This is a genomic window from Actinosynnema sp. CS-041913 (assembly GCF_050942485.1).
In the GTDB taxonomy this organism is placed as follows: Bacteria; Actinomycetota; Actinomycetes; order Mycobacteriales; family Pseudonocardiaceae; genus Actinosynnema.
Genome location: NZ_CP192037.1, coordinates 9,194,063 through 9,207,636, shown reverse-complemented (window position 1 = coordinate 9,207,636; position 13,574 = coordinate 9,194,063). Strand labels below are relative to the sequence as shown.

Annotated in this window: 10 protein-coding genes; 7 read left to right on the top strand and 3 right to left on the bottom strand. The window is 73.0% G+C overall.

All coding sequences use genetic code 11. From position 1 onward, the window contains the following. Positions 1-13: 13 nt before the first annotated feature. The 3 genes from ACQPZF_RS41835 to ACQPZF_RS41825 all read left to right on the top strand — a co-directional run bounded on the left by ACQPZF_RS41835 (position 14) and on the right by ACQPZF_RS41825 (position 7,139). Positions 14-2,188: a hypothetical protein gene (locus ACQPZF_RS41835; RefSeq protein ID WP_433266796.1), complete on the top strand. Its 2,175-nt coding sequence runs from the start codon at positions 14-16 to the stop codon at positions 2,186-2,188. Between the two features lie 215 nt (positions 2,189-2,403). Beyond that, positions 2,404-3,171 carry a hypothetical protein gene (locus ACQPZF_RS41830; RefSeq protein ID WP_433266795.1) on the top strand — a complete coding sequence of 256 codons (768 nt, stop codon included), beginning with the start codon at positions 2,404-2,406 and terminating at the stop codon, positions 3,169-3,171. Positions 3,172-3,356: 185 nt separating this feature from the next. After that, the gene (locus tag ACQPZF_RS41825; protein WP_433266793.1) at positions 3,357-7,139 is read left to right on the top strand and encodes a hypothetical protein; all 3,783 of its coding nucleotides are present in this window, start codon (positions 3,357-3,359) and stop codon (positions 7,137-7,139) included. A 307-nt stretch (positions 7,140-7,446) separates the two neighbouring features. On the opposite strand, the gene ACQPZF_RS41820 is transcribed toward ACQPZF_RS41825, so the two are convergent. From ACQPZF_RS41820 to ACQPZF_RS41810, 3 genes are all read right to left on the bottom strand, one after another. Then, on the bottom strand, positions 7,447-8,259 hold the full coding sequence (locus ACQPZF_RS41820; RefSeq protein ID WP_433266791.1) for a GGDEF domain-containing protein: 813 nt from the start codon (positions 8,257-8,259) through the stop codon (positions 7,447-7,449). Between the two features lie 104 nt (positions 8,260-8,363). Further along, positions 8,364-9,200 (bottom strand): exonuclease domain-containing protein, encoded by an 837-nt coding sequence (locus ACQPZF_RS41815; protein WP_433266789.1) that lies wholly within the window; start codon positions 9,198-9,200, stop codon positions 8,364-8,366. 25 nt (positions 9,201-9,225) lie between these two features. Further along, a complete protein-coding gene (locus ACQPZF_RS41810) occupies positions 9,226-9,783 on the bottom strand; it encodes a TetR/AcrR family transcriptional regulator (RefSeq protein WP_433266787.1) in 558 nt (185 codons plus the stop codon). Between the two features lie 139 nt (positions 9,784-9,922). On the opposite strand from ACQPZF_RS41810, the gene ACQPZF_RS41805 reads away from it, so the two are divergent. The 4 genes from ACQPZF_RS41805 to ACQPZF_RS41790 all read left to right on the top strand — a co-directional run bounded on the left by ACQPZF_RS41805 (position 9,923) and on the right by ACQPZF_RS41790 (position 13,567). After that, a complete protein-coding gene (locus tag ACQPZF_RS41805) occupies positions 9,923-10,396 on the top strand; it encodes an AraC family transcriptional regulator (RefSeq protein WP_433266785.1) in 474 nt (157 codons plus the stop codon). Positions 10,397-10,465: 69 nt separating this feature from the next. Then, on the top strand, positions 10,466-11,314 hold the full coding sequence (locus ACQPZF_RS41800) for a GNAT family N-acetyltransferase (RefSeq protein WP_433266783.1): 849 nt from the start codon (positions 10,466-10,468) through the stop codon (positions 11,312-11,314). A gap of 33 nt (positions 11,315-11,347) precedes the next feature. Then, positions 11,348-11,968, top strand: a complete 621-nt coding sequence (locus tag ACQPZF_RS41795) for a TetR/AcrR family transcriptional regulator (RefSeq protein WP_433266781.1) — start codon at positions 11,348-11,350, stop codon at positions 11,966-11,968. 93 nt (positions 11,969-12,061) lie between these two features. Beyond that, positions 12,062-13,567 carry a carboxylesterase/lipase family protein gene (locus tag ACQPZF_RS41790; RefSeq protein WP_433266779.1) on the top strand — a complete coding sequence of 502 codons (1,506 nt, stop codon included), beginning with the start codon at positions 12,062-12,064 and terminating at the stop codon, positions 13,565-13,567. Positions 13,568-13,574 lie beyond the last annotated feature (7 nt).

Below are 13,574 nucleotides of genomic sequence, written 5' to 3'. Positions count from 1 at the left end.
ATCGGATCGGTCCGTGACCGACGCCGAGGAGACGCTCCGGACCGCTTACGCCGCCGGCCGGCGGGTCCGGTTCGACCCCAAGGCGTCCAAACGCGACCGCACGGTGCGCGGCGAGGTCCTGTCGGCGCTGCTCGCCGAACCCGTCCCGGGCGCGGCGCTGAGACTGGTCGGCGCGCACGTGCTGGGCCTGTTCGCGCTGGAAGGCGTTCGAGTCGAGCACGTCGTGGACTTCCAGGACTGCACCTTCGAGCAGCCGCCGGACCTGCGGATGGCCCGCCTGGTCGGCCTGCGGATGCGGGGCTGCAAGGTCCCCGGGCTGTGGGCCCGCAACCTCCGCGTCGGCAGCGACCTGGTGCTGGAGGCGGGATTCACCAGCGACGGCGTGGTGGACCTGACCGACGCGACGGTCGACGGCACGTTGCGGCTGGCGGGTGCGGTGCTGCGGAGCAAGGGCGACCACGCGCTGCTCGCCGCGCGCATCCGGCTGTCGGGCTCGCTCCAGGCCATCGCGCTGCGCGCGGGCGGCGAGGTGCGGCTGCGGGGCGCGAACGTCGGCGGCTCGGTGCACCTGGGTGGCGCGCGGCTGGTCAACCCGGGACAGAGCGCGCTGGACGCGTCCGGCGTGACCATCGCGGGCAACCTGTTCTGCGACGCCGAAGGCGGCCGGTTCACCGCGGAGGGCCGCATCCTGCTCGACGGCGCGCGGGTCGGCGGCAACGTGCTGTTCTCCGGCGCACGGCTGCGCGCGAGCGTGGTCGAACGCCCGGTCCTGGTGATCCCGCGCGGCACCGCGGACGAGGCCGCGGCGCTGGTCGCCGACCGCATCCGGGTCGAGGGCAACGTCGAGCTGGACGACGGCTTCACGTCCAGCGGCACGGTGCGGCTGCCGAACGCGGAGATCGGCGGCTACCTGCGGCTGTCCGGTGCGGTCATCGGCCAGCAGGACGTCGTGGAGGAGTTGGAGGCCCGTGAGGTCGTGGACCACATCCCCGTCGCGTTGCACGCCGACGGCATCCAGGTGCGCGGCGACCTCGAAGCGCGCGGTGCGGTCAACGGCGGGTTTCGGGGCGACGGCGCCCGTGAGTCCGCGTTGCGCGCCTATGGGCAGGTGCGGTTGGTGGACGCGTATGTAAGGGGTAGCGCGAGCCTCTCCGGTGTGCAGCTCCACGGTCCCGGCATCGACGTCCTGTTCGCCGACCGGCTGCGGGTGGGCGGCACGTTGTTCCTCCGGGACCTGCACGCCAAGGGCTCGCTGCGACTCCAGAACGCCGAGATCGGGTCGACCCTGGACTGCTCCGGCGCGACCCTGCTGATGCCGCGCCGCCGACCGGACGGGAGCGTCAAGCCGTCGCTGGACGCGCGGGTCGCCACGATCGGCAAGGACCTGTTGTGCAGCCACGGTTTCACCGCGGTCGGCGGCGTGCGGATACGGCTGGCCGAGGTGGGCAAGATGGCCACGTTCACCGGGGCGCGGCTGGGCGGTGCGGGCAGCGACATCGCGCTGAACGCCTACGGGCTGACCGTCCGGCAACTCGTGCTGCGCCTGTCGGAGGACGCCGTGCCGGTGGGTCGCGTGGTGCTGCGGCGGGTGAGTGCGACGGCCGTGTTGGACGGTCCGGGGTTGTGGGCGGCTTCCGGTGGCGTGGACGTGGAGGACTTCACGTTCGGCTCGATCGCGTCCACGCCGCACGTGGACGTGCACACGAGGTTGCGTTGGCTGCGCGAGGTGCAGCCGGACTTCGCGCCCGGTCCTTACGAGCAGCTCGCGAACGTCTACCGGACCGGCGGCGAGGAGGAACTGGCGCAGCAGGTCCAACTGGAGAAGCAGCACCGCCGGTACTCGGAGCTGGGTCGCGCGGGCCGGGTGTGGGGCTTCCTCCAGCGCTGGACGGTCGGCTACGGCTACCGGCCGTGGCTGGCGATCGCGTGGCTGACGGCGTTCTGGCTGGCCGGGGCGCTGTGGTTCCTCGGGCACGAGATGCCCAAGCTGAACGACGACGAGTCGCCGTCGTGGAACCCGTGGCTGCTGTCGATGGACCTGCTGATCCCGATCGTGGACCTGGGCCAGGACGGCAAGTGGCGGTTCAGCGGGTCCTCGCAGTGGATCTCCAGCTCACTGATCGCGGTCGGCTGGATCCTTGCGTCGACGGCGGCGGCGGGCGCGGCCCGGGTGCTGAAGCGGGTCTGACCTGCGGTCGCTACTCAGCGTTAAAGTCGACAACACGGAGTGTTGATCACACGATCCGGCGAACCGGGCGGCGAACGCGTGCGCCGCGGCGGCTCCTGCGGCACGCTCGACGGCGTCGGCTTGATCACCTTCGATCGACTTGTGCCGACACACCACTGAGCGTTCCAGCGGAGGTACCAGTGTCGTCGTCGGCCGACCAGCGAGCGGGTGCGGGGGTGAGCCGCGTCAAGCGGCTGCTCACCCGTGCCCTGCTGGTCGCCGGCGGCGCGCTGGCTGGCACTGCCGCCGCGTGGGCGCTGGCCACGGCCCCGGCCACCGCCGAGGTGGTCGCCCACGAGGACGCGGTCGCGGCCGTCACGCAGGTCGTGGCGGACCGCCCGTCCGTCCGCGAGCCCGTCCGGGAGACCGTCGCGCCGGTCCGGGAGACCGTGCACCTCCTCGACGCCACGTTGCACGCCCACCGGGCGGGCGACGCGGCGCCGCCCCAGCTCGGCCAGGTCGCGGAAGGCATCCGCGGCGCGGTCGGCGAGATGGGCGCCTGGTTCGAGCAGCGCTCGAACCTGCCGGCCCGCGCCGACGCCCCCACCGGGCGCTCGGTGGCGGTCCAGCGCACCGAGCCCGCACCCACCGCCACCGCCGTGCCGGTTTCCGTCGGCACCCCGGTGGTGCGGGGCGCGTTCGGCAAGCTCAGCGAGACCTGGGCGCACGCGTCGGCGCAGCCGCTCCGCGTGTCGTCCGACGAACCACACGGCTCCCAGCCGGGAGCCCCGGCCGGCCCGCTCGCCCCGTTCGCACCTCCGTCCGGGGTGCCCGCGCACTGCGCGTGCGGTGGCGACGGCGCCGGTTCCGCCGGCGGCAACAGCGGCCCGTTCACGGGCGTGTTCGCCGAAGGCGTCGACTCCGCCACGGCTCGGGCGCTGCTGCCCGCCACCGAGCGGAACACCGTGATGCCCGGCAAGCAGCCCGGCATCACCCCTGACTGATCCCGGAGTGCGGTCCGCGGCGGCTGTCCAGCCGTCCCGGTAATCGACCGACGCGTGCTCCGCGTACCTGAAACCGGTCGAGAAGCCGCGCCACCACCCCCCGATCCGGGTGGTCGTCTGCCTGACGCGTGTTCGCGTCCGACCACCCTTCACCTCCCGCCAGGGACACCCAAGAAGGAGAACCCATGCAAACCTGGGCCAAGCGCGGTATCCAATCCGCACTTGTCACGGGTGGTCTGCTGATGCTCGGTACGGGCATCGCTTCAGCCCAGGAGAACGTGAGCCCCGACGCTCCGCCGCCGCCGATGGACGCGCAGGTGCAACTGCCCATCGAGGTCGACCAGAACAACCTGGGCACTCCGGTCGGCAACCACGACCTGCCGGAGATCAAGCGCGACGTCGACACCGGGGGCGTCCGCGCGCTCGCCCCGGCCAACCCGCTGGTCCGCAGCGCCGAGGGCGGCGCGGACGCGGTCGACACCACCAGTGGCGTCACCCGCGGCAACGTGGTCGACGGCGCCGTCGTCGCGCCGGTCCAGGTGTGCGGCAACGCCATCGCCGCCGGCGGCCCCGCCGACGCCACCAGCGCCTGCGAGCAGTCCGCGACGAGCAGCGGCGACATCCGCACCGACGGCTCGACCGAACCGTTCGCGGGCAACGTCGTCGCCGCGCACGGCACGAACCCCGTGGCGGTCAGCGGCAACGCCGTCGCGGTCGGCAGCAACGCGAACTCCCGGTCCACCACCAAGCAGGACGCCACCGCCGGCGGGGACATCACGACCTCCGGTCCGGACAGCTCGCTGTCCGGCAACATCACCACCGCGCAGGAGTCCCTGCCCGCACAGGTGACGAACAACGCGGTCGCGGCGGGTGGCATGGCCACCAGCACGTCCACCGCCGACAGCACCGCCACCTCGGGCGGCGCGCTCACCACCAACGGCGACCGGGGCACGGGCACCGGCAACGTCGTGGGCGCACCGGTCGCCTCGCTCGTCACCGTCAACGGCAACGGCGTCACCGCCGTCGGCAACGCCGACACGCAGGCCGCGAACACCTCCACCGCCACCGCCGGCGACCAGAAGGTCGCCCGCAACGGCGCGCTCCGGTGGATCGACACCAGCGGCGAGAACGGCACCCTCGCGGGCAACGTGACCGAGCCGCAGTTGGCCGGCCCCGTCTCGGTGGACGACAACGTCGCGGCCGGCGTGGGCAACGCCGACGCCACCAGCACGACCCGGAACCAGGCGAGGGCCGGCGGCGTCACCGACACCAGCGGCAACGACTCCACGGTGTCCGGCAACCTCGGGGACGTGCCGGTGAGCCTCCCGGTGTCCGGCGGCGGCAACGCGCTGTCGGGCGTCGGCAACACCTCCGCCAACCGCGCGACCGGCACCACGTCGTCGGCCGGCGGCGAGACGCTGACCAACGGCGACCGCTCGGTGCTGTCCGGCAACGCGGCGGACGCGCCCCCGGCGGCGGCGATCGACCTGTGCGGCAACGGCGCGACGGCCGGCGGCATCGCGCACGCCGTCTGCGCCAACGACGTCGAGTCCAGCGCGGGCGGCCACACCGGCACCGGCGGCAACGACTCGACCCTGTCCGGCAACGTCGGCGAGACCCCGCTCGGCGTGCCGCTGGAGGGCTTCGGCAACGGCGTGGGCGCGGTGGGCAACGCCTCCGGCACCGCCCGCGAGCACAAGTCGGTCCGCTCCAGCGCCTCGACCGACACCCGTGACGACAACGGCACGGTGTCCAGCAACGTGGTCACCACGCCCACCGCGATCGGCGCGCAGGCGTTCGGCGACGCGGCCGGCCTGGTCGCGAACCCGAACGCGAAGTCCGACAGCGACACCACGGTCGTCACCGGCGGACCGTCCCAGGCGACCGGCAAGCACGGCTCGATGTCCGGCAACATCGTCGAGATCCCGACGTCGAACCCGGCGCAGGTCTTCGGCGACACCGTGGTGGGCGTCGGCAACGGCTCGTCCGACGTGACGAACGAACTCGACTCCCGCTCGGGCGGCTCCGCCGTGTCGACCGGTGACGAGGGCGCGGTCGCGGGCAACGTCGTCTCGCTGCCCGAAGCCTCGTCCCCACAGGTGTTCGGCGGCGCGGTCGGCGCGGTCAGCAACGTGGAGAGCGAGGCGGACAACGACTTCAGCTCGTTCTCCGGCGGCCACGTGCTCACCTCGGGCGACCGGGGCTCGGTGTCCGGCAACGGCCTCACCGCCCAGCCCGCCACCGCGCTGCAGGTGTTCGCCGACACGGCCACCGTCGCCGGCAACGGCACGTCGAAGGTGACCGACGACTCCACCGTGATCGCCGGCGGCGACCACGCCACGAAGGCGTTCGACTCGTCGCTGTCCGGCAACCTGCTCGCGGTGCCCGCGAACGCCAAGCCGGGCGTTTTCGGCCACGCGGCGACCGTGGGAGGCCTGGCCGACGCGGCGGCCGACACCACCAGCCTGACCGAGGCGGACGGCGACACCGACACCAGCGGTCGCGGCGCGGCCAGCGCGCACGACGAGGCGCTACCCGTCGAAACCCGGCCGGTCGTGCACAACGTGCCGGTCGAGGTGCTCGGCACCGCGACCTCCAAGGTGACGGACCGGAGCACCCAGCGCACCGGCGAGGACGATGCCGCCTTCCTGGGCGCACCCACCGGCGTGCCGAACGGCATCGACCTGCCGGTCGGCGTGGACAGCCTGATGGGCATCACCGACGTGCCGACGCTGACCAGCCTGGACCGCCTGTTCTGGTTCGGCAGCCTGGACCGGCTGTCCGACCTCGGCACCTCACGGCACCTGTCCGACTCGGCGCAACTACTCGACTCGACCCGCCTGCTCGACCCGATGCGCCTGCTCGACACGGGCGACCTGGCGGACACGTCCGTCCTGCCGAAGCTGTCCGACCTGAACGGCTACCGGCAGCTCCTCGACCTGAACCAGGCGCCTTTGGGCCAGGCGCCTTTGGGCCAGGCACCCCTGGGCCAGGCACCCCTGAGCCAGGCACCTTTGGGTCAGGCACCTTTGGGCCAGGCACCCTTGGGTGGGCTGCCTTTGGACCAGGCACCTTTGGGTGGGCTGCCCTTGGGTGGGCTGCCCTTGGAGCAGGTGCCCTCGCCCGTTTCGGCGCAGTTCGGCACCCTGGCGACGCCGCAGCCGGACGTGCTGGGCCAGCTAGGCCAGGGCGCGAAGCCCAGGTCGGCCAAGTTCGACGAGACGTCCAAGCTGGAGAAGGCGTCCAAGCTGGGGAAGGCGTCGAAGCTGGAAGAGGCCGCCACGGCCGGCAAGCTGCCGACCGTCACGGACGGGGCCGAGCTGCCGGCCCTGCCCAACCTCGGAAACCCGGCCCTGGGCAACAGCCTGACGACCGTCACCGACCCGAAGGGCCTGGCGGCCCTGTCGCAGGCCACCGAGATGCCGCTCCTGACCGCGCTGTCGCGCCTGACCGAAGCCGGCCTGCCGAGCCTGGTCGACGTCAAGGCGCCGGGCTTGGCCGACACCGGTCTGCCGGCCGCCGGCGGCGAACGCTCGTTCGGCGGCACCCTGCCGCTGCTCGACGGAGGCCTGGGCCGCCTCGCGGCCGTCGAGAGCATGCTGCCACTGCCGAAGGCGCAGCAGCGCAGCCTGCCGACGGCTCCGGTCGCGGTCCCCTCGACGCCGATCGACCTGGCCTCGACGCCGGTCGACCTGACCTCGACGCCGGTCGAACTCCCCTCGGCGCCCGCCGCGGTCCCCGTGGCCCTGCCGTTCGTGCTGCCGGTGCCGGGCATCGCGCAGCCGCGCACGGCCGTCCCGACCCTGCCCGAAACCTCGCTGAGCGGCCTGAAGATCGACCCGCTGAACAGCCTCGCGGCGCCCCTGAAGCCCGAAACCGAGCGCACCTACGCCCCGGCCCTGGCCGGCCTGGACGCCCGGACGGTCTTCGGAGCCCTGGAAGACACCACCGTCATGCCGCGCATCTGACCGCAACACCCACAACCGCAACACCCTTCCGCGCTGAGCCCCTGGCACCCGTGCCAGGGGCTCAGCCCTGTTCCGGCCCCTCCCATCCAGCGAACTTCTGTTGAACGGTCCATTCACCCCAAGCCCGGCCGCCAACCCGAGGCTTTCTGTCGTACCCACCTGGAAGAATGGAAGTCGGGGGCTGCTCAGTTCAGTGCAGCTCGGTCACTGCGGCTCGGTCAGCGCGGCCCAGACCAGTGCGGCTCAGTTCAGTGCGACTCGGTCAGTGCGACTCGGTCAGTGCGACTCAGATCAGCGCGGCTCGATCTCAGGGCCGCAGCCGTTCCTCCACATGAGCGAGCACCGAGTGCACCGGCGCATCGCCGTCACTGGTCACCCAGCACACCCGCACCCCGGGCTGCACCCGCGCCCCGCCGATCCGCACCGCCCGCCCGGCCAACTCCCGCACCCGAGCCGCCACCGCCTCGCCACTCCCGTTCGGGTGCTCGGCCACCACGGCGAACTCGTCCCCGCCATACCGGGCCACCGTGTAATCGTCCCGCAGCCCCTCCCGCAACCGCCCCGCGATCACAGCCAGCAGCTCATCCCCCCGCTCGAACCCGTGCTTCCGGTTCACCGCCGCCAACCGGTGCACGTCCACCAGCACCAAAGACGCCAACGTCCCGTGCGTCCGAGCCCGGATCAACGCCTGGTCGAGCCGGTCCAGCAGCAGCGCCCGCCCCGGCAGCCCGGTCAGCCCGTCCAGCAGGCGAGCGCTGTGCGGCACGTCCGACTGCACCGGCCGCAGCACCACCAGCACCTGCCCCCGCAGTTCGAGCGGGTGGTACTCGGCCCACACCTGCGCGTGCGGCAGGACCATCGGAATGGTCAGCGACGACCCGGTCCGCAGCACCTGCGACGCCAGTTCCGCGCACGACGGCAGCGGCGCGCCGGAAGCGTCCCAAGCCTGCGGCTGCCGCAGACCGGGCAACGCCGACGAGGGCACGTCCATCAGCGTGGCGGCGAGCCGGTTGCCCGCGAGCACCGTGCCGGTCTCGTCCTGGAGCAGCATCCCGACGGGGAGTTCGGAGACGAGTTCGTCCCACACCGCACGGGAAGTCGTTGTCTGCACGGTACTCATAGGACTCGAGCCCTCCGCCGGGTGCAGGCCTGTCCGTGAAAAGCCTCCCCGCAGGTATCGGCCTTTTCAATAGGCCCGACACCACCCGGTCCGGTGATCTTTGGTCACCGCTGTAACGCCCCGACCATCGCCCCGAAGTCCTCTTCGGACACGATCGGCACCCGGTACGCCCGAGCCCGCCGCGCCTTGCCCGACAGCGTGAACGTGTCGGCGGCCACCAGCACCCGCGTAGACCGGGTCACGTACCCCTGGCTGACCAGACCGGCGGCGTGCGCGCGGGAGATCCACACGTCGCGCGGCTCGGTCATCTGCCCGGTGAACACGACCAGGTCACCCCGCCGCAACGGGACCTGCTCGGTCCGCGCCCGCACCACCGCGTGCCCCCGCCGCACCTCGCCGACGTCGTCGCCGGGCAGCCGCGGCCACGGGACGGCGGGCCCGTCCACCGTGCCGTGCCGCAGGTAGTGCGCGGACAGCCGCCCGGTGGCGCGCGCGTCGTGCAAGGCGGAGTGCGCGTCGTCCAGCACGATCCCCGCAGCGTCACAGCAAGCCTGCAACGACCGCTTGGCGCCGGGCAGGAACCGCGCCGCGAGACGCATCGTGCACAGCCCGTCCAGCGCGAGGTCGACCCCCAGGCGCCGGAACTCGGCGGCGAGGAACCGGGCGTCGAAGGCGAGGTTGTGCGCGACCAGCACCCGCCCGGCGAACTGCCGCGCCAACGCACCGGCCGCCTGGGCGAACGTGGGCGCGTCCCACACGTCGGCCGCGCTGATCCGGTGCACGTGCTGCGGCCCGAGATCCCGACCGGGGTTCAGCAGCGTGCACCACTCACCGGTCTGCCGGCCGAGGTCGTCCAACTGCACCACGGCGATCTCGACCACCCGGTCGGACCGCCCCGCCGCGAACCCGGTCGTCTCGACGTCGACCACGGCATACCCCATGATCGGCAGACCTTACCGATCAAGCTCACCCCCGCAGCGCCCGGAGCGTGAGATCGACGACCGTGTCGGAGAACGTCCCGGTCAACGGCCCCGTACGCAGCAACCACCGCTGGTACACGGGACCTAACAACAGCTCCGCCGCAGCCGGCACGTCGACGTCCCCCCGGATCTCCCCGGCCCGCTGAGCAGCCGCCAGCCGCTGCTCCAGGACCACCCGCCGAGGCGTCAACAACAACGTGACGAGATCCGTCCGCGCCTCGTGCACCAACAACCGGCAGACCTGGTCGAACCGCCGCTCGGCCAACTCGTCGATGGCGTCCCGCAACTCCGCCCGCAGGTCGTCCCCCAACTCGCCCCACGGCCGGATCACCCGCCCCGACCCGCCCAGCTCGACGAACGCGTCGAACAACAGCGGCCCCTTGGAAGGCCACCACCGGTAGATCGTCTGCTTCCCCACCCCCGCCCGCGCGGCGACGGCCTCGATGGTCAGCTTCGCGTAGCCCAGCGCCTCGACCAGCTCCAGAGCGGCGGCGAGAATGGCCCGCCTCGAACGGTCGCTGCGCCGCGCCGCGTCGGGTGGCATCCCGTGATCGTATGCGCCATTTTGCGGACGTTCACACCGCTCACACCGAACCACCCGGCCAGACCGTCGACCGGACCGCGCTCGACTGGGCGGGGCGGAGCCGGACTTCGAAGCGCTGTCGGCCGCGGTGGGTGATCCGGTGGTCGAACAGCTCGTCCGCGCACTGCCGGAGGCCGGCGACGCGGACGATCTCTACGCGGAGTCCGCCGCGGCGTTCCTCGCGACGCACCTGCCGACCCGGGGCCGGGGCGAACGCCTGCCGGGGCCCGAGCACGCGGCGGTCCGCGCGGGCATCGCGGTCATGCGGGACCGGCTGGCGGAGCCGTTGGCGCCGGCCGACATCGCCGCCGAAGTGCACTTGAGCGTGTACCACTTCATCCGCGTCTTCCGGGCGGCGACCGGTGAGACGCCCCACCGGTTCCTCACCCGGCTGCGGGTCGACCTCACGCCCACCTCGGACGGCGGCACGGTCATCCACTGGCACGGCACCTGTTCCGCCCGTTGGGGGATGGGCAAGCTGATGAAGGGCGTCATGCAGCGCGTCACGCAGGAGATGGCCGACGGCCTTGCCTCCCACGCGGCGGCGCTGTCGCGCCGGGACTCCGCAGGTTAGGCGCTGTCAGGACGGCCCGCCCACCTCGCTCGGCCGCGCCGGGTGCTGCCAGATCATGGATCATGAAGCATGCGCGCGGACGGCTGGCACATCACCGAAGACGTCGACGACTTCCTCAGCCGGGCCGGGGACTTCCTGCGCTCACGTCCAGCCCTGCACACCATGCCGTTGACGGTGGTCGAGAAACTGCGCACCCGCCGGACGGACGCCGAAGCCACCGTGTTCGGCCTGCTGGAGTGCAGGGGCGAGGTCCACGCCATCTTCTACCGGCGGCCGACCCGCCGCCTGAACCCCACCCGCCTCTCCCCCGAGCAGGCCGACACCCTCGCCGCCCACCTGGCCGACCTCGGCCACCCCCTCGCCGGCGTCACCGCGGACCACGACACCGCCACCGCTTTCGCCGAGGCGTGGCGGCGGCACACCGGCGCGGCGCGGGAACACCGGCTGCGGGTCCGTCTCTATCGTCTCGGCACGCTCACCCCGCCGGAGCCGGTCCCGACGGGCCGGGTTCGCGTGGAGGACGCGCGGGACCGCGAGCAGGTCATCCGCTGGTGCAGCGAGTTCGTCGCCGCCGTCGGAGAGGCGCCCTCCATGGACGCCGCCTCCTGGGCCGCCTCGCGCTACGCCGACAAGCGGTACACGTTCTGGGAGACCCCGGACGGCACGCCCGTCTCGATGGCGGGCTCGACGTCGGTGGTCGCCGGCATGGTCCGGGTGGACCCTGTCTACACCCCGGCCCACCTGCGGGGACGCGGCTACGCGGGTGCCGTCACGGTCGAGGTGAGCCGGGCCGCGCTGGCCGCGGGCGCGACGGACGTGGTGCTGTTCGCGGACCCCGCCAACCCCACCAGCAACGCCCTCTACCAGCGCATCGGCTACGTCCCGGTCACCGACTTCGCCGGCTACGACTTCTCCTGAGCTGCGGTAGCGGTACGCGTATATGGTACTGAGGTGCCACGGGTTGCCGATCATGATCAGCGTCGTGCCCAGATCGCGCGGGCGTTCCAGCGGCTGCTCGCCGCGGAGGGGTTCGCCGGCGTGTCGTTCTCGCGGGTGGCGGCCGGGGCCGGCGTGTCGGTCGGGCTGATCCAGCACTACTTCCCCGGCAAGGACGCGCTGCTCCGCTTCGCCTACGACGACGCCGTGAGCCGGCTGAGCGAGCGGGTGCGGGTCCGGGTCCGCAACGGCGAGGCCGCCCGCCTCCCGATCGAGGAGGTGCTGCTCGACAGCCTGGTCGAACTGCTGCCGCTCGACCCGGAGCGGGACGTCGAGTACCGCGTCCGGCAAGGTCTCCAGGCCCAGGCGCTGCATCACCCCGGTCTGGCCGAGGTCGCGCGGCGGGCGGGTCGAGACCTCCTCGGGTACGTCGCGATGGTGGTCGAGAGCGGCGTGGAGCGCGGTGAGGTCGACCCCGGTGTCGACGCCGGGCCCGCCGCCCGCATGATCCTCGCGACCGCACAGGGTCTGGCCGATCAGCTCGCGCTCTCGGGCGCGGACGCTTTCCCGGCACGGGACGTGCTCCGCCGGGCCGTCGCCGCGGTGTTCACCGGGCATCGCGATCCCTCGCTGTGACGCCCGCGAAAGCTCCGCGACAACACTGAGGCCGTACGGCTACCGTAGCCATATGATCGTATTGCCAAGAGGGTCGGCCGGGGAGCGAAGGCGATGACCGACCACGTGACCGTGCGGCTGAGCACCGGCGCCGTCCGCGGCCTCCGGTTCGACGGACACCTCTCGTTCCGCGGCATCCCCTACGCCGCGCCCCCGGTCGGAGACCGGCGCTGGCGGTCGCCCGCGCCGGTCGCGCCCTGGTCCGGAGTCCGGGACGCGACCGAGCCGGGCAACCCCGCGCCGCAGGTGGCCCAGTCGTTCGCCGACGTCACCTCCGTCGACGAGGACTGCCTGACGCTGGACGTCACCGTGCCGGCGGCGGCCCGCGCAGGGCGTCCGGTGGTGGTCTGGCTGCACGGCGGCGGCGGGACGAACGGCACCGCTGCCACCTCCGATCCCCGGCGGCTCGCCGTCACCGGCGACGTCGTGGTCGTGGCGCCGAACTTCCGGCTCGGCGTGCTCGGGTGCTTCGGCTACCCGGGTCTCCCCGACGGGGGGACCTTCGGCCTGCTGGACCAGCAGGCCGCACTGCGCTGGGTCCAGCGGGAGATCACGCGCTTCGGCGGCGACCCGGCGAACGTGACCCTGGTCGGGGAGTCCTACGGGGCACTGACGATCGCGGCGCACCTGGTGTCGCCCACCTCGGCTGGCCTGTTCCACCGCGCGGTCCTGCAGAGCGCGTTCGGGGTCATGGGCCCGACGCCGGCGCACACCTTCATCCCCGGCGTCCCGACGCTCCCACCGATGTGGTCGCCGGCCGCCGAGCTGGAACGGCTCGGCGCCGCCACCGCCGCCGAGCACGGCTGGATCACGCCGGGCAGCGACCCCGGGTCGGCGCTCGCGCAGCTCCGGCGGGTTCCGGTGGAGGACCTGCTCCAGTCGTCGGCCGCCTTCATCCGGCCGGCCTTCGGCGGACCCACCCTGCCCGAATCGCCCGCGGAGGCGCTGCCCGCCGGACGCTTCCACCGGGTACCGCTGGTGCTGGGCGCCACCCGGGACGAGGCGCGGTTCTTCGTCGGTCTCTTCGCGGACGTCGCCGGCCACCCGGTCACCGCCGAGAGCTACCCGCGCCTGCTGGCCGAGGCGTTCGGTGACGCGGCGGACGAGGTCGCCACGCGCTACCCGCTCGACCACTTCCCGACACCGAGCCTCGCCTGGGCGCAGGTCTGCACGGACCGGGCCTGGGCGCGACCGGCCTGGGACCTGGGCCGAGCCCTCGCCGCACACACCAGAACGTGGTTCTACGAGTTCGCCGACCAGGACGCCCCACCGCTCGTGCCGCTCCCGGGCTTCCCGACCGGCGCGCAGCACTCCAGCGAACTGGTGTACCTGTTCGACTTCCCCGGCGGCCCGTCCCTGTCGGCGGCACAACGCGAACTCGCCGACCGGATGCGCCGGTACTGGGCGGCCTTCGCCACCCACGGCGATCCCGCCCACGCCGACCTGCCGGCCTGGCCCGACTTCGGTGCCGGCCACGTCCAGTCCCTGGCGCCCGACCGGATCGGCGGCACGGACTACCGGACCGACCACTGCCTCGACTTCTGGGCGCGGATGCCCTGAACGATCG

What these genes read in the sequence shown, in the direction of transcription:
- ACQPZF_RS41825 (WP_433266793.1), top strand. Translation starts at nt 3,357, where the DNA reads ATGCAAACCTGGGCCAAGCGCGGTATCCAATCCGCACTTGTCACGGGT.
- ACQPZF_RS41820 (WP_433266791.1), bottom strand. Translation starts at nt 8,259, where the DNA reads ATGAGTACCGTGCAGACAACGACTTCCCGTGCGGTGTGGGACGAACTC.
- ACQPZF_RS41815 (WP_433266789.1), bottom strand. Translation starts at nt 9,200, where the DNA reads ATGGGGTATGCCGTGGTCGACGTCGAGACGACCGGGTTCGCGGCGGGG.
- ACQPZF_RS41810 (WP_433266787.1), bottom strand. Translation starts at nt 9,783, where the DNA reads ATGCCACCCGACGCGGCGCGGCGCAGCGACCGTTCGAGGCGGGCCATT.
- ACQPZF_RS41800 (WP_433266783.1), top strand. Translation starts at nt 10,466, where the DNA reads ATGCGCGCGGACGGCTGGCACATCACCGAAGACGTCGACGACTTCCTC.
- ACQPZF_RS41790 (WP_433266779.1), top strand. Translation starts at nt 12,062, where the DNA reads ATGACCGACCACGTGACCGTGCGGCTGAGCACCGGCGCCGTCCGCGGC.